We start from the raw sequence: 15,106 nt of genomic DNA, 5'->3' as shown, positions 1-15,106 counted from the left end.
GAGTTATGGCAATCGGTGTCATGGTGTTTCCAAATTCAAGGTCTGACTTTGAGGTGGTGCGTTACGGGACCGGCTGTCCCAACACTCTCGCTCGAGGTGGTCAGAGCGGGCCGGTCCCTAACGCACCCTACGCAACTAACCCGATTCCCGATTCCCGATTCCCGATTCCCGATTCCCGATTCCCGATTCCCGATTCCCGATTCCCGATTCCCGATTCCCTACGTTACAACTTGCCCGTTTCTACCAGAATCGGATTGACTGTAAACCAAGACCCTTGAGTATCATAGTACTCATACACAAATAGACTACGCACCAGCACCCGATAATGGTCGTCACCACTTAGTTCAAGGCTCTGATGCACCTGACGCAATAATTTCCACTCTTCTTCCTCAATCGCTAATCGGAGTTTATTACAGCGACTGAGAATAACCTGGTCTAACCTTGCCCGGGATAGCGGTAACTTGCCCTCCAGCATAATCCAATCCCGAATCATTGCCAGTAACTCCCGCACATGACCACCACTGATAGAACAGAGTCTGTCCAGGGTTTCCGGTGCATCAAACACTTCCGCAATCCCCTGCAACCGTTGCGCTGATGCTAGCTTAGGGAAAGCTCTAGCCATTACCATCGCTCTGAGCTGTGCCATTCCTTCCTGACACTCTTTACCATTCCGTTGCGTTACTGGCACCATGGGTAACACCTTTGGCTCAACCCCGAAACGATTGGTAAGCCGATTGATATCATTACAAAATCGTAGCCCTAGGGGCATGGTATAAATTACATGACAGTTGAGTTGGCGCAACTGTTCTCCCCGGTCTACAAATAAATATTCCGGTTGTGGTCTCCCCCAAGACTTCGGCACAATTTCCACCCGGTCAAGGTTATCCACGATTACCACTAGTCCCCGTTTTCCCTGGTGTTGGAGTTGAGCGATCGCAGGTTCAATCAACTCCGTATTAATGACATCAATAATGGTTTTGGTACGAGGTTCAATATAATCCCGCAACCGATTACGCAAGGTTGGGCTATTTTTAGCTTTCGTGGTAATCTTGGCAATCCCTGCCGATAAAGAATACTCTCCCTGTTTTTCCTTGACCCCAAACTCACCAACCTTGGGAATCTTAACCTCAACCCCAGTCACATCGGAACCCAACAATGTGGTAATTTCCTGTAGGAAAGCTTTAAAGCCTTTTAGTTGTAAGTTAACCTGGCTAGCTTCCAAACTTTCACTGACCTGGCGAGCAATAACTAATAAAATATCCCCCACATCCACATCATTCATCTCCAAGTCCTGATCCGACTCGAAGTAAACCACATGAAAGTTTTCTGCTAGCAACTCAGCCTTGAGTCGAGATAATTCCGTAGACTTCCCACAACCAATATGTCCGGTAAATAGTTGACAGGTGGGCTGGTTTTCCGAGAATAGAGTAATTGGAGCTTTCAGTTGCTCAATCAGTGCTCCCCCCCGGACAGAAGAAAAATCGATATAGAGCTTCTGGTCTTCTGCCTGGGTGAGATCTAGGGTTTTGCTTGGGTTAGTGGCTTTGTAAAACTCGGTGAAATTTAGAGTCATCAGGGGTGGGGTGTGGGGTGTGGGGTGTGGGGTGTGGGGTGTGAGATGATCAAGGGTTCAAGACTGTATATGTATCATAAGTAATGCTGCGAGTTCTAATTCGTTTTTGGGTACACTAATAGGTAATTTTTGTCTATAGTAATCCATTGCACTAAGGGTAGGCTAATTTAGGCTGATGCGATCGCATTAGTCTCTGAACCTGGTGAACGAACCTCTGGGCCTCGTGAGTGTAAAAAAATACCAATTAAAGTCGGGTGGCCAAAGTAATCTATAGTTAATGGGAGTAGGGACTTCGGAGTAGGGACTTCGGAGCAGGGAGTCACCCATGGGAAAATTTAATGTACCTCATAAGTATCAGAAACGCTATATAAGTTATTTTTCATCTCCCACACTCTTCTTCCCTCCCCCTCTCCCCACACCTCCCACACTTCCCACCCTCCCCACACTCTTATGCACACTTTCATTCCTCCGGAACGGTTTTTCCCTTATCTGACCTGGACTGATATCGAACAGATGCCAGACAAAGAAAATGTTGTGATTATTCAGCCGGTCGCTTCCATTGAGCAGCATGGCCCCCATTTACCGCTGATTGTAGATGCGGCGATTGGGGTGGGAGTCTTGGGCAAAGCCTTAGGCTGCTTAGACCCAGAAATCCCAGCTTATGCTTTGCCTCCCCTTTATTACGGTAAATCCAATGAGCATTGGCATTTTCCTGGCACCATTACCCTTAGTGCTCAAACCTTGCTAGCGGTGCTGATGGAAATGGCTGATAGTATCTATCGGTGTGGGTTTCGGAAGTTAGTACTGATGAATTCCCATGGCGGACAACCCCAAGTGATGGAAATTGCAGCACGGGATATTCACCAGAAGCATGAAGACTTTATGGTCTTCCCCTTGTTTACCTGGGGCGTGCCTAACATGGCCAAGGAATTAGCTACCCAGAAAGAATTAGAATTAGGGATTCATGGGGGAGATTTAGAAACTAGTATCATGCTCTGTCTACTCCCCGGTCAAGTGAAAATGGATCGGGCAGTAAAGGAATATCCCCAGGGATTGCCCGAGGATAGTCTATTGAGTATGGAAGGACAATTGTCCTTTGCTTGGCTGACCAAGGGGTTGACTCAGAGTGGAGTACTCGGGGATGCCACAGCAGCAACTGAGGAAAAAGGCGATCGCTTATTAGCCTCTCTTTGTGATGGTTGGGTAAACGTGATTCGGGATATCTATCGGTTTCAGCAGCCTGATGTTACGAAGAGGTGATGGCTGGCGGGAATCGGGAATCGGGAATCGGGAATCGGGAGGGTGGGAAGGGTGGGAAGTGTGGGGAGAAAGGGAGGTGTGGCAAGAGGCAAGAGGCAAAAGGCAAAAGGCAAGAGGCAAGAGGCAAGAGGCAATGGTGCGCCATTTTCCCATAGTGCTGCATCGCTTTTATGATGCTGCATCGCTTTTATGATAATGTTCTCGTCAATTTTTATGCCCTGAGCCGAAGCTCTCCGTTGCGAAGTTGCCCACAACTCCAGCCTGTTCTATGCGGATGGCGAGACTCGAACTCGCATGGCTTTCGCCACACGCCCCTCAAGCGTGCGTGTCTACCATTCCACCACATCCGCTAATAACTCATTTATTAGGATACCATACAACAGTACTGAGCTGCAAAGCCTAGATCAGAAAATTTCTATCAAAATTGCTGTCAAACTTAAATTGACGGGTAAACCTAATTTAGGCATGATAGCACTAGGCATCACCTATGAACACCTAAAACTTAACATTTTATAGCATTTATCAATTGGGTGAGGTATAAATTTATTGGTTTTAGGGCGCAGGGAGTAGGGAGTAGGGAGTAGGTTAAGAGTTTGTTTAGTGGGTGTCTCAAACATGGGTAGGGTGCAAATGGTTAAAAATAATGTGTAGCTCATGAATCTGATAATTGCTAGATAAACTATCTTGCTGATCTGGCTCCCCACACTTCCCACACTTCCCGCGCCCCCGCCCCACACCTCCCACCCTCCCCACACCTCCCTATCTTTCCCCATCAATCCTAGTTTCACATCTCAACTAAAAACCCTATATAGCCAAGCTATTCTATGAAATTTTCAAAGATCTTAATTGCCAATCGTGGGGAAATTGCCTTACGGATTATCCGAACCTGTGAGGAGATGGGGATTCCCACCGTTGCAGTTCACTCGACCATTGACCAACATGCTCTTAATGTCGAACTGGCCGATGAAGCAGTTTGTATTGGGGACCCCCCCAGCAACAAAAGTTATTTAAATATACCTAATATTATTGCTGCAGCCCTCACTCGCAACGCCACTGCCATTCATCCAGGCTATGGTTTCTTATCAGAAAATGCCCGTTTTGCTGAAATCTGTGCTGATCATCAGATTTCTTTCATCGGTCCTACCCCAGAAGCGATCCGAGCCATGGGGGATAAATCTACGGCCAAAGAAACCATGCAACGAGCTGGTGTGCCCACAGTCCCCGGAAGTGATGGATTAGTCAGCTCTGAGCAAGAAGCTTATGCGATCGCACGTCAAATTGGGTATCCTGTCATGATTAAAGCCACTGCTGGTGGTGGAGGAAGGGGTATGCGCCTGGTACAGGATGACAGCCAATTGATTAAACTCTTCCAAGCTGCTCAAGGGGAAGCCCAAGCTGCCTTTGGTAATGGCGGGGTATATATTGAAAAATTTATTCAACGCCCTCGCCATATCGAGATTCAAATTTTAGCTGATAGTCACGGCAACGTAATCCACTTGGGTGAGCGAGACTGCTCGATCCAACGGCGTCACCAAAAGCTACTGGAAGAAGCCCCTAGCCCAGTGCTTGACCCAGAATTGCGGGCAAAAATGGGTAATGCTGCGGTAATGGCCGCTAAGTCCATCAATTACGTCGGAGTTGGCACAGTAGAGTTTCTCTTAGATGCCTCTGGTGAGTTCTACTTTATGGAAATGAACACCCGAATTCAGGTAGAACACCCAGTCACCGAGATGATCACCGGTCTAGACTTGATCGCCGAACAAATTAAAATTGCTCAAGGGGAGAAACTAAGCCTGACCCAAGACCAAGTTACTCTCAAAGGTCACGCCATCGAATGTCGGATCAATGCCGAAGACCCAGACCACAGTTTCCGTCCCCAACCAGGACGAATTAGTGCTTACCTACCACCAGGAGGACCATGGGTGCGCATGGATTCCCATGTTTACCCCGATTACGAAATCCCCCCCTATTACGACTCTCTGATTGGCAAATTAATCGTTTGGGGTCCCACCCGTGATGCTGCCATTCAGCGCATGAAACGAGCCTTAAGGGAGTGTGCCATTACCGGAGTCACCACCACCCTGACTTTCCATCAAAAAATTCTAGAGACACCAGCCTTTCTTGAGGGTCAGGTCTATACCAATTTTGTCGAGAAGGAAATGATGACCTGAACCGCAGCTATGCTGAAGGCAGAAGTAGGAAGAAAAACAAAAGTAAGTCCTTGGTAATTAGCGATAGCGCTACGCGCACGCTAAGCGATCGCGTCTTGTTATACTTCAACGGTTTATACGCCCCGTCCCACCCTGACGTTTCACTTTCAGGCGTGGGGCTTCTCGCTGGGAAAGCTAAAACCATTGGAGGTAAGTGAATGGTTACATATTACCCCTGCAACCGATAAGCTGCAACCGGCAAGCTGTAACCTACAACCTCTAACCTTCAACCTTCAACCTTGGCCAAAAGGCCACGCAATCGCGTTCAACCAAACAACCTACCCTACACCGAACGCCAAAGGCGAACAACCAAACAACCTGCAACATTTTAGAATTAAGAATGTAGAGTTCTAAATTCTTAATTCTAAATTCTTAATTCTAAATTCTAAATTCTAAATTCTAAATTCTTAATTCTTAATTCTGCATTCTGATAGAGAACCTACAACCCTTCAACCTTCTAGATCATCATCCTGAGGATTCCCTGCTGACCTAACAGAATTTCCCGCAGCAGGCTGAAAATCCCTACCCAAATAATTGGGCTAATATCAACCCCACCAATGGGAGGGACAATTTTGCGCATTGGCACTAAAAAGGGTTCCGTTGGCCAAGCTACTAGATTAAATGGCAAGCGATTCAGGTCTACCTGAGGGTACCAGGTCAGAACAATGCGAAAGATAAACAAGAAGATCATTAGTCCGAGTAACGGACCAAGAGTCCAGATAGCAATCGTAGCAGCAGTCATGGCTTATTTATTCTAATGATCACAAATGTATTCCGGTGCCACCGTCAGCGGTCAGCGGTCAGCGGTCAGCGGTCAGTGGTCAGCTTATTTTATTCAAAAGTACTGCGCTACGGGCACGCTGCGGGAACAGTAGCGTGGCTACAGGCCAATGGCTGATACGCGACACGCTGATAGCTGATAACTGATACGCGACACGCTGATAACTGATAGCTGAATGCTTACCTGCCGCCTTAGGTGGCTAGGTGGCTTACCAGTGTCCTTGTGATTGTAGTTAATTTAATTTAAAGTTTCTCAATAATAGTATCATGTTCTTGTAAGCATTCAGCTATCAGCCGTGAGCCTTTGGCTCACGCTACTTGAGGTGCCGTCAGCTAATCAACGGGTAGTAAACCAGTTGGGGGGTGCTGGTACGGCTGGTTTAAAATCCCTGCTGGTTTTACTCATCCGACCCCGTGCAGTTATCGCTCCTGCTAGCACCTCAAGTAGCGTGGGCGTAGCGCTAATCGCTGATAGCTGATAGCTGAATGCTGAATGCTTAATCACAAACAAGGTTTACAAATTAACTAGGAGTTTTTATGACACCTTCATTAGCCAACTTTATGTGGAGTTTACTTTGGGGTACTATCATTGTGGTTATTCCTGCCACAGCGGCACTAATCGTCTTTAGCCAGAGCGATAAGATCAAAAGATAATAACGAAATCTCTACTATCTATGCCTTAAACGAAATAAGGCGAAGCTTCGATAGCAGGAAATTGAGTGGGTTCACAACCCGCTCAGTTTTTATATTAAGAATCTCTCCTGATCTAGGAGTAAAATTGTTGTTCTCCAGTTACAGTAGAGTTTAATAGCAATCACTCGCTACCATAAGACTGACTGACCATAGGAGAGCAGCAATGGTAAATTTTGGGTTTAATTCAGCTAGCCTTTTGGGCATATTCTTGATGCTTGCCGGAGCAGGACTCTATTTCCTGCGCTCGGTTCGTCCAGAACTAGCCAGAGACCATGATATCTTTTTCACTGTGGTCGGGGTAGTTTGTGGCTTTATTCTGGTGACTCAGGGATGGCGACTCGATCCGATTTTGCAGTTGAGCCAGCTGTTGTTGAGCGGTACAGCAATATTTTTTGGTGTGGAAAGTCTGCGGTTACGGGGCGTTGCCACCAAAAAAGCCCGGGAAGATGCTGGGTTTGAAGACCGCCAGCGACCAGTTAGCCGTAACTATTACCGCGAAGAACCACAAGAAGCTAATGTTTATGATGAATACGATGAATTAGAGCCGGTAGAGCAGCGATACTCCAACCCTCGCTTGCGGCCCACAGCAGATTCCAGGGAAAGGCGCACAGACCGTTATGAATCAGAAACCCGCCGTTCAAGGAGTCGAGGGAGTTTAGAGGAATCTAGGCTAGAAGAGCGATCGCGTAAACGCCGCCCTCGTTCTAATGGTCAATTTTCAGAACGACCTAGAGAGACCTGGCAGGCTAAGTTAGATAGTGATTGGGAAGACAGACCATCTCGTAGTAGACGTTCTCGTCCTTCGGAACAATCTGTGGAACGACCTGTAGAACGATCCGTAGACACTTGGGAGGCTAACTTAGATCGGGATCTAGACAGAGATCTAGACAGAGATCTAGACAGAGATCTAGACAGGGATAGGGAAGACAGACCCGTTCGCCGTAGCCGTTCTCGTCGTGAATCTACAGAAAACTATGACTCAGGAAACTATGACTCAGAAAACTATGACTCACAGATAGCCTCAAGGGAAAGAAAGCGTCGTACCACCCCAAGCGAGGAAACATCCTCTAACTACTCAGACCAAAGCGATTATGTGGATTACAAACCCATCGACCTGTCTGAAGAAGATGATGAGCCGTTAGGACCTTTTGAGTACTAATAAAACTAGCAATCAGCAATCAGCAATCAGTTATCAGCGTGTCGCGTATCAGTTATCAGCGTGTCGCGTATCAGTTATCAGCCTTTAGCTGACCACTGAACACTGACCGCTGACCACTGAACACTGACCGCTGACCGCTGACCGCTGACCGCTGACCGCTGACCGCTGACCGCTGACCGCTGACCGCTGACCGCTGACCGCTGAATGCTTAGCACCCTATGGTATCAAAACAGCGAGGAATTCGGTTCTGTGGATTACCATAATAATCCAAAATCTCGTGAGTCCGTAGCACCATAGATTCCATTAGGGCAGTCATGTTCTTCTTCACCACTAATTGGTCTTCTGGTGAAACATAAGCTACGTCTGCTAACAAAACCTCGGTAATCTGGTCATGTGCTCCATCCTCATTAATTTTGGCATGGAGCAAGATTGGTTGATAAAACTCACAAGGCAAATCCAAATCTTGACACCGCTGTTTGAATAACTGGTGGAACTCCTCGCTGTCTTCTTCAAACAGTAATAATGCTGCCTTGAAGCTGAGTGGATGCGAAAGCGCAAAAACTGCCAGACTTGAACAAACCGCAAAGGTCATCGGTAATGGCTGCATCCGTTGCAGTTGCTGATTAGAAATTCCCACACTCTTCAAGGATTTCTCGATCAAACGGTCATGGTGCAACTCAGACCCAAAGAATTCCCGGAGGATTTGGCGAGTCTTAGGTGATTCATAATTGGCTAAAGACGGAGCCAGCAAACTCGGACACAGATGAGTAACGTGGTAGGATTCCAAACTATAGCCAATCAACTGCTCTCTGGTAATCGTCCCGTCTACCATCTTTACGGTGTAGGGAGACTCGGGAAATCGTCTTTTCAGACGCCCTAGGAATCGGTATAACTCCCGGTAGAATTGATGTCCAGTCAAACCACCAGATGTCACTGAATTCTCCCGCTCTATTAGCATACCACGGCGGTCTAATTCTATTAGCAAGTCAGGAATCTGTTCTCGAATTCCTGGACACTCGTGACCCAATTCCTCTGGAGACATTCCCCCAAACTGCAACAGCTGGAACAGTTTATAAGTCTCCTCTTGGTTTTCAGGTTCTACTGTAATCGAACAGCCTTGGTCTTGATAACGAATTTCGACCCTGGTGTCACTGAATTTTAAACATACTTGATTCTTAAATAGCGGCTGTTTCAATAAAATCTTAGTTAACGTCATAACTTCATTCCTAACTTAATCTAAATTGGGTGAAAACGTTCTGGGTTAATGGGAGTAGGGAGTAGGGAGTAGGGAGTAGGGAGTCGGGAGTCGGGAGTAGGGAGTAGGAAGTAGGGTGCGTTAGGGACGGGCTCGCCCTCATTTTCTCGCTACCCAGTGTTAGAACAGTCCGTCCCGTAACGCACCACCGGGTCAAACAGCTTTTAGGAGATGCACCCGTAGGGAGTAGGGAGTAGGGAGTCGGGAGTCGGGAGTCGGGAGGGTGGGGAGTAGCGATCGCAAAAATTGACTTTACCTTATAAGTAAGAGAAAGATAACTAAGAGAAAGGCTATCGGTGTTTTAAAGCCCTAATCCAGAGCACCTGAAATCCCTTAGTCAAAAATTCCCACACTTCCCACACTTCCCACACTTCCCACACTTCCCACCCTTCCCTCTCCCCAAACCTCCCTACTCCCTACTCCCTACTCCCTACTCCCTATTTCTAGAGAGCCGAAACTCGTCGCAGCAAATCACTAGTGCATGAATAGTAATTCCAAATCGCCCTGCAAAAATTGTTATACATTTCAATAAACAGGTAAATTTGATCGCCTAACCGTTGCCGAGTTTGTTGATCAACGTGGGCAATGTCTTGAAAGATGCGATGAATTAAGTTTTCTGACTCTACTGTCAGATTGCTGTTTACCAATTCTCGAATCGGGTCGATAAACCCAGACTCAAGGTTAACCCGCTCACAGGCAGCAAGGTAGGATGCTAAATGATGGTATGTTTGACGTTTTAAAACCCCTAGGCTACTCAAGAAAACCAGTGGCTCTGAGTTTGCCCAATAGGCCAAAGCATTCCCAATTGCCACAGTTTCCGGTAGTGCGATCGCATCCTTTAAATCCTCATCGCTAATACCAATCCCATTCAACGCCTTCAGCCAAAGCTGATCTTGGCCAGATTCTTGACCATAGAGTTGGTTAATTAATTGTTGAACCTTTGTATAATTTTGGCATCCCAGCACTGGGAATTCCCAATTCCACCGATGGCAAGACAAATGGTAATGCTCTATCCCAAAGCCATACAAAACATTGATCGGTAGCTCAGATTCATTAGAGGTGATTGCTTTCCAAAACAGGTTTCCCTCAACAGTAGTTTCGAGTAATTCATTCGTAAAATCCTCCAATTCCAGCAGAGTATCGATACCAGAATGAACTTTGAACGGAGCAGCATCATCCAGTAACGCCTGCTCTTCCAAGCCTTGTAAAATTGATTGAATTACCTCCGGGTTATCAGGAGCAAAAAGCTCTTGGAGCTCCCCAATACTCCTAGTCCCATCCATCATTACAAACAGAGTTTGTAATGTTTCGGCTGAAAAACCCTTAGTCTCGAAACCAAAATATTGACCATCCCGATAAAAAACCATCTGATCGGGATAGATATTAACGTTACAGGCTAATTTAGGGTACTTTAGTGTAAGACTTTGCTTAGATTTACCCTCAAATAATTGCTGGGGTTGGTCTAGAGTTAAATTTGAATTTACGCTTTCCACAGGTTTTTATTTAGTATCAGTAATTTTAATTTGGTGAGGGACTTTTGTCCTCGGTTAATGGTAATCGGTAATCGGGAATTGGGAGTAGGGAATCGGGAATCGGGAATCGGGAATATAGTTTATGGATCAATTTTATTGATCCATAAACCCTTAGCTTTCTACTAAGAGGCTGTTTTCAAAGTATTGGATGCTACTCGACTATCCTCTAACAACAGAAGCCAAGGTATTTCCTCAATCGAGACGAGATTAGAAGACTAGATTAGAGGGGTATAGCGCAAAAAGGAGGGTGTCCAGGGATACATTTGTGTGGTAAGGGGGGATAACAGCGGTGGATCCGACGAGGTAGGCGAATAGGCTTGGGCTCAGGCTTTTCCTCAGGCATGGGTGGATGGGGATCAATGATGCGAGCTTTCATCTCCATCATCTCCATCATCTCCATGTCATTTCTGATCATCATACCCCCTTGGAGTGAGGAAAACTCCTCAGTGTTTATTTCCTGGAGATTTTCCAGGTTCTCAATTTTCATTGATTTTGTCTCCTTCTTGAGATAGTCTAAGAATAGATGATATTTCGAGATTTCTCATCTTGTTATGCTATGCCTAGTTTATGCGATTGGATTAGATTGTTGTCGCCAACTTGGCTTTTTTTTATAAAAATAGTCGCTTTTTGCTAAGACCAATTAATTACAATACTTAACAATATCAGCGACTATATAGGGGTTATAATACTGATCAGGTACAGAGGATGTTTTCCCGAGTGCATCTCAGTTTTGAAATTAGACAAAAATTCGGGCGAAAATTCCCGCGCCCGGGCCCCACACTCCCCACACTCCCCACACTCCCCACACTCCCCACACTCCCCACACTCCCCACACTCCCCACACTCCCCACACTTGCGATATTTTTTACAAATATGAGATGCACCCTGTTTTCCCTCTTCTCCCTTCCCTGTTCCCTGTTCCCTGCCGCACGGAAGGGGGGCGGGCAAAAGGCAAGAGCGGAAAGAGATCCTCAGTTTTATTGTCCAATAAAAAAAGACCTCCTAAGTTTACATCTCAAATACCAAGGGTGCATCTCATATTTGTAAAAAAGAAGGTAAGTGTGGTAAGTGTGTAAATTTTATTATAATTTTGCCTAATTTCATGCATTGAGATGCACCCTTGATGCACAGGAATACCAGGGGTCACATTTATAGGAAATCTAATCTTCGGTAATTACATTTTGCGAACTATAAATAGGAGCATACGATATATATTTATATCAAGTTCGGATGATTACTTATAATTAGATTTGGCGGGTCTTCGGCCACCACTCAAAGCAAGTCAGTCCCCCAATCAAGTCTTGCTGACCCAGCAATTGCTGACAACGATACACCAATAAATCCTCTAACTGGTTGATATTTTTGGGGGAATGATTGGCCACAATCTCGTTAGCCAGCGGCCACAACCGTTCCGCAGGTTGCAACTCTGGAGAATGTGACGGTAGCTCAAACAGATCAATCCCTTCAGGGATCACCACATCTTTAGCCATGTGCCATCCCGCTTGGTCTACCACCAGTAGCACTCGTTTATTCAAACCCCATTGAAATTCTCGGGCAAAATCTGCTAATACTCGATTAAACAGTTGTGTATTCACAAATGGCAAAAGCCACCAATAGGTTTCTCCCGACTCCGGGTGAACAAAAGCATAGACCCACAACCACTGATATTGATGTTTGACCTGGGCAATCGGTTGTTCCCCCTCAACTGTCCAGACTCGACGCATAACTGGCAGTAGCCCCAAACGATGTTCGTCCATTCCCCACACCTCAATGTCTGCGATTGGGTATTTGGCTTGAAGATATGCCAGCTCTAAATGGAGTTTTTTTTCCACTGCTGTTGTTGGAGAACGGAAGTTTCCTGATGTTGGGGTCTAGGGACTTTTAAGCGATAACCCATGTCCCGAAGATATTCCCATCCTCGATAACGGCTAATCCGAACTCCTGTCAATTCACTTAACCAATCAGCTACCTTTCGACCGTTCCATAACCCTCCATCAGGAGCTGGTCCGGTTAGGACTTGCCACAGTTGTGCTTGTTGTAGATCATTGAGTTGAGTTGGCTTTCCCGGATTTGAGTGTCGTCGATCGCCCAAAGCATTTGGTCCGTGCTGGTTATAACGTCGCAGAAGTTGGTAAATCCAAATTCGGCTATAACCAGTAACTTGAGCAACCGTTGCTGGAGTTTTCCCATCGGCAAGTAACCAGATGATTTGATAGTGACTGCGTTCCACCGAGGAGGTGCTCGCCCGGTAACGAGAGTAGAGTTCCTCCGAACTCAAATGGGATTCAACAGTGACGGTTTTTGGCATCAGAGTCGCAATGCAATGTTTTTTCAGAAGGAGGGAAGCTTAATTATAACTAATTATCCGAACTTGATATTATTTAGTTCTGCATCAGAACGACAATGATCCAAAAATGAAGTTTTTTTTTAAAAGTTATGGCTTTTTAACTAGGGATTATTTACTATTTAAAAAGCCATATACTTGGAAAATTTATGAATCTGTAGTATTTCGTCTAATCAGCAAATCAGTTATAGGCTTTTTCGTAAAGTTCGCTGTCCCATTCTGTTGTTGGTTCTTGCATAAAACCATCGGACTGGAGCGAATAGAGGGCGTAGTAACGGCTGTCCAAATTAGCAAGTAAGGTTTCGTGGCTACCTTCCTCAACTATCTCCCCTTTTGAAAAAACCAGAATGCGGTCAACTGCTTTAATAGTTGACAGTCTGTGGGCAATGATAATTGTTGTCCGTCCGATCATTAGGTTATCCAATGCCTTTTGAATCAAAGCTTCTGAAACAGAATCTAGGCTGCTTGTTGCCTCATCTAGGACTAGAATTGGACAGTCGGCGAGAATGGCGCGAGCGATGGCTACCCGTTGGCGTTCACCACCCGAAAGCTTGACCCCACGCTCACCAACCTGTGTATCATAGCCATCAGGCAAGTTGATAATGAAGTCGTGAGCATAAGCTTTGTGGGCAGCTTGTTCAATTTCTGACTGTGTCGCATTAGGTTTAGCATAGCCGATATTTTCAGCGATAGAGCGATGGAAGAGGATAGGTTCCTGGGGAACTACTGCGATCGCACTGCGTAAACTTTGCTTGGTGATATTGTAGATATTCTTACCGTCGATAGTGATCTTACCATCCTGCACATCATATAAGCGCTGGATAAGTTTAATGAAGGTACTTTTGCCACTACCTGAATGACCAACAAGAGCAACTTTCTCACCCCCAGCAATGGTTACGGAAAAGTTCTCATATGTTGTCTTTGTCTGATTTTTATAACCAAAAGTCACCTGATCAAAGGCAATTGAGCCTGACTTGACTTCTAGAGGTACTGCCTCTGGGCTTTCTACAATTTTTGCATCTATCTTGTCCAGTTTGACAATTTCTTCGATATCGGTTATTGATTGTCGCAGATTACGGATGTCATTGCTAATTTCCCTCATCTTACCTTGTGCCATCTGAAAACTAGTAAGAATCGTAATTACATCACCAGCTGTGCGGATACCTTTAAACCATAACCAAATAGCAACGCCGACAATCACAGTTTCCATAATCACAAACAAACCAACTTGGGCAGAAAAAAATGTTTCGATTCGCCACCAGAGACGTTGATTTTTAATGCGCCATTTCTCTGCTATTTTCCTGAATTTTCGGCTTTCATTTTCTTCGGCAGCAAAGGCTTTAACCAGGCTGTTACATGTAATGGCATCAGATAAAATACCATTCATAATGCTGTCTACTTGATTGGCTTTTTCAAAGGCAGGCGCTAAATAGTTATTTGATAAATTATTAATTGCATAAAAGAAAATTATGAAACCCAAAACGCCAACAATACCAATCCAAAATCCGTTCCAAAAAAGAACAACTATTAAAGCAATGCTGGTCAATACACTCGGGTAAATTGACATACACACTGTATTGCTAAACTGCTCAAAACCAAAGGTACCACGGATAATGTTTCTGACTATGCTGCCAGCAAAATGGTTAATGTGCCATTCTGTACTAAAATGCTGTACTTTATCGAAAGCTTCAGTGCCAATTTTAGTGATCACTTGTGTAGCTGTGTTAGTCCATAGGTAAAAAGCACATAGTCGGCAAATGTACGATATTACTTTGACTCCAGCAAGATAGGCACATATCCATGCCGGAATTGTCCACGTTCCTATAGGATTGCTAAAACCATTTACCAACTTTCCAGTCAAAATTGGTACTAAAACCTCCAAAAGAGTATGAAACGACATGAAGACCAGCACAAACAAAATTGTGTAGCGGTACTCAGACCAGTAATGCCAAGCAAACTTAAAGGTAGAGACCAAACTATTTTTTAAAGGTTGATTTTCCATTTTTTTTTCTAGATTTTTTTGGTCGTAACTACTTGATTAATGCTTGCTGCTGTCGATTACGCTACTACGCTGATTGTATTCTTTATAACCGACTCAATCCTGAAGTTTTGAGGACAGGTATGGTGATGAAGCTATAAAGTTTAAAACAATACACCTGGTAAATAACTATAATATGATATTCCCAGTTCTTGTATACAAACGCTATAGGAGATGCACCCGCTTAATGGGAATAGGGAATAGGGAGTAGGGAATAAAGTTTATGGATCAATAAAATTAATCCATAAACCCTTCCCTTCCT

At 45.1% G+C, this 15,106-nt stretch carries 20 protein-coding genes, 1 tRNA gene and 1 pseudogene; 8 read left to right on the top strand and 14 right to left on the bottom strand.

Features of this window, described 5'->3' with window-relative positions; translation table 11 throughout:
* Window positions 1-5: 5 nt before the first annotated feature.
* Window positions 6-278, top strand: coding sequence for a hypothetical protein (locus tag F6J90_RS28140; protein ID WP_293101263.1), 273 nt, complete (start codon window positions 6-8; stop codon window positions 276-278).
* On the opposite strand, the gene F6J90_RS28135 is transcribed toward F6J90_RS28140, so the two are convergent.
* Together F6J90_RS28135 and F6J90_RS28130 are read right to left on the bottom strand one after the other, a co-directional pair.
* Entirely contained in the window at window positions 224-1,573 is a 1,350-nt protein-coding gene (locus F6J90_RS28135; RefSeq protein ID WP_293101259.1) for an ATP-binding protein, read from the bottom strand. The two genes, F6J90_RS28140 and F6J90_RS28135, sit on opposite strands and share 55 nt — an antisense overlap.
* A gap of 167 nt (window positions 1,574-1,740) precedes the next feature.
* The gene (locus tag F6J90_RS28130; protein WP_293101256.1) at window positions 1,741-1,896 is read right to left on the bottom strand and encodes a hypothetical protein; all 156 of its coding nucleotides are present in this window, start codon (window positions 1,894-1,896) and stop codon (window positions 1,741-1,743) included.
* Window positions 1,897-2,023: 127 nt separating this feature from the next.
* Here F6J90_RS28130 and F6J90_RS28125 point away from each other — a divergent pair, with 127 nt between their 5' ends.
* On the top strand, window positions 2,024-2,833 hold the full coding sequence (locus F6J90_RS28125; RefSeq protein ID WP_293101254.1) for a creatininase family protein: 810 nt from the start codon (window positions 2,024-2,026) through the stop codon (window positions 2,831-2,833).
* On the opposite strand, the gene F6J90_RS28120 is transcribed toward F6J90_RS28125, so the two are convergent.
* From F6J90_RS28120 to F6J90_RS28110, 3 genes are all read right to left on the bottom strand, one after another.
* Window positions 2,806-3,087, bottom strand: a complete 282-nt coding sequence (locus tag F6J90_RS28120) for a hypothetical protein (protein WP_293101252.1) — start codon at window positions 3,085-3,087, stop codon at window positions 2,806-2,808. The two genes, F6J90_RS28125 and F6J90_RS28120, sit on opposite strands and share 28 nt — an antisense overlap.
* Window positions 3,088-3,102: 15 nt before the next feature.
* Window positions 3,103-3,183, bottom strand: a tRNA-Leu gene (locus tag F6J90_RS28115).
* A 135-nt stretch (window positions 3,184-3,318) separates the two neighbouring features.
* Window positions 3,319-3,489: a hypothetical protein gene (locus F6J90_RS28110; RefSeq protein ID WP_293101249.1), complete on the bottom strand. Its 171-nt coding sequence runs from the start codon at window positions 3,487-3,489 to the stop codon at window positions 3,319-3,321.
* Window positions 3,490-3,657: 168 nt separating this feature from the next.
* On the opposite strand from F6J90_RS28110, the gene accC reads away from it, so the two are divergent.
* A complete protein-coding gene (gene accC / locus F6J90_RS28105) occupies window positions 3,658-5,004 on the top strand; it encodes an acetyl-CoA carboxylase biotin carboxylase subunit (protein WP_293101246.1) in 1,347 nt (448 codons plus the stop codon).
* A gap of 183 nt (window positions 5,005-5,187) precedes the next feature.
* Window positions 5,188-5,397, top strand: coding sequence for a hypothetical protein (locus F6J90_RS28100; protein WP_293101243.1), 210 nt, complete (start codon window positions 5,188-5,190; stop codon window positions 5,395-5,397).
* A 103-nt stretch (window positions 5,398-5,500) separates the two neighbouring features.
* Here the strand turns inward: F6J90_RS28100 and F6J90_RS28095 are convergent, their stop codons facing one another.
* The gene (locus F6J90_RS28095) at window positions 5,501-5,785 is read right to left on the bottom strand and encodes a YggT family protein (protein ID WP_008186608.1); all 285 of its coding nucleotides are present in this window, start codon (window positions 5,783-5,785) and stop codon (window positions 5,501-5,503) included.
* A 15-nt stretch (window positions 5,786-5,800) separates the two neighbouring features.
* On the opposite strand from F6J90_RS28095, the gene F6J90_RS28090 reads away from it, so the two are divergent.
* From F6J90_RS28090 to F6J90_RS28075, 4 genes are all read left to right on the top strand, one after another.
* Window positions 5,801-5,941, top strand: a complete 141-nt coding sequence (locus tag F6J90_RS28090; RefSeq protein WP_293101240.1) for a hypothetical protein — start codon at window positions 5,801-5,803, stop codon at window positions 5,939-5,941.
* A gap of 178 nt (window positions 5,942-6,119) precedes the next feature.
* Window positions 6,120-6,302, top strand: a complete 183-nt coding sequence (locus F6J90_RS28085) for a hypothetical protein (RefSeq protein ID WP_293101237.1) — start codon at window positions 6,120-6,122, stop codon at window positions 6,300-6,302.
* 58 nt (window positions 6,303-6,360) lie between these two features.
* On the top strand, window positions 6,361-6,477 hold the full coding sequence (locus F6J90_RS28080; protein WP_293101234.1) for a photosystem II reaction center X protein: 117 nt from the start codon (window positions 6,361-6,363) through the stop codon (window positions 6,475-6,477).
* Window positions 6,478-6,679: 202 nt separating this feature from the next.
* The gene (locus F6J90_RS28075; RefSeq protein WP_293101231.1) at window positions 6,680-7,675 is read left to right on the top strand and encodes a Ycf66 family protein; all 996 of its coding nucleotides are present in this window, start codon (window positions 6,680-6,682) and stop codon (window positions 7,673-7,675) included.
* A 77-nt stretch (window positions 7,676-7,752) separates the two neighbouring features.
* On the opposite strand, the gene F6J90_RS28070 is transcribed toward F6J90_RS28075, so the two are convergent.
* From F6J90_RS28070 to F6J90_RS28035, 8 genes and pseudogenes are all read right to left on the bottom strand, one after another.
* Window positions 7,753-7,890 (bottom strand): hypothetical protein, encoded by a 138-nt coding sequence (locus tag F6J90_RS28070; RefSeq protein ID WP_293101228.1) that lies wholly within the window; start codon window positions 7,888-7,890, stop codon window positions 7,753-7,755.
* Window positions 7,884-8,891: an iron-containing redox enzyme family protein gene (locus F6J90_RS28065; protein ID WP_293101224.1), complete on the bottom strand. Its 1,008-nt coding sequence runs from the start codon at window positions 8,889-8,891 to the stop codon at window positions 7,884-7,886. The genes F6J90_RS28070 and F6J90_RS28065 overlap by 7 nt, the downstream gene beginning before the upstream one ends.
* A 10-nt stretch (window positions 8,892-8,901) precedes the next feature.
* Window positions 8,902-9,033, bottom strand: coding sequence for a hypothetical protein (locus tag F6J90_RS28060; RefSeq protein ID WP_293101221.1), 132 nt, complete (start codon window positions 9,031-9,033; stop codon window positions 8,902-8,904).
* A 340-nt stretch (window positions 9,034-9,373) separates the two neighbouring features.
* Window positions 9,374-10,423 (bottom strand): hypothetical protein, encoded by a 1,050-nt coding sequence (locus F6J90_RS28055; protein WP_293101219.1) that lies wholly within the window; start codon window positions 10,421-10,423, stop codon window positions 9,374-9,376.
* 259 nt (window positions 10,424-10,682) lie between these two features.
* Window positions 10,683-10,949 (bottom strand): hypothetical protein, encoded by a 267-nt coding sequence (locus F6J90_RS28050; protein ID WP_293101216.1) that lies wholly within the window; start codon window positions 10,947-10,949, stop codon window positions 10,683-10,685.
* A 205-nt stretch (window positions 10,950-11,154) separates the two neighbouring features.
* Window positions 11,155-11,346, bottom strand: a complete 192-nt coding sequence (locus F6J90_RS28045; RefSeq protein ID WP_293101214.1) for a hypothetical protein — start codon at window positions 11,344-11,346, stop codon at window positions 11,155-11,157.
* 360 nt (window positions 11,347-11,706) lie between these two features.
* Window positions 11,707-12,770 (bottom strand): annotated as a pseudogene (locus F6J90_RS28040) (IS630 family transposase).
* A 217-nt stretch (window positions 12,771-12,987) separates the two neighbouring features.
* Window positions 12,988-14,808 carry an ABC transporter ATP-binding protein gene (locus tag F6J90_RS28035; RefSeq protein ID WP_293101211.1) on the bottom strand — a complete coding sequence of 607 codons (1,821 nt, stop codon included), beginning with the start codon at window positions 14,806-14,808 and terminating at the stop codon, window positions 12,988-12,990.
* Between the last annotated feature and the right edge of the window lie 298 nt (window positions 14,809-15,106).

This window comes from Moorena sp. SIOASIH (genome assembly GCF_010671925.1).
Taxonomy (GTDB): domain Bacteria; phylum Cyanobacteriota; class Cyanobacteriia; order Cyanobacteriales; family Coleofasciculaceae; genus Moorena.
This window is presented reverse-complemented; position numbering and strand designations above follow the sequence as displayed.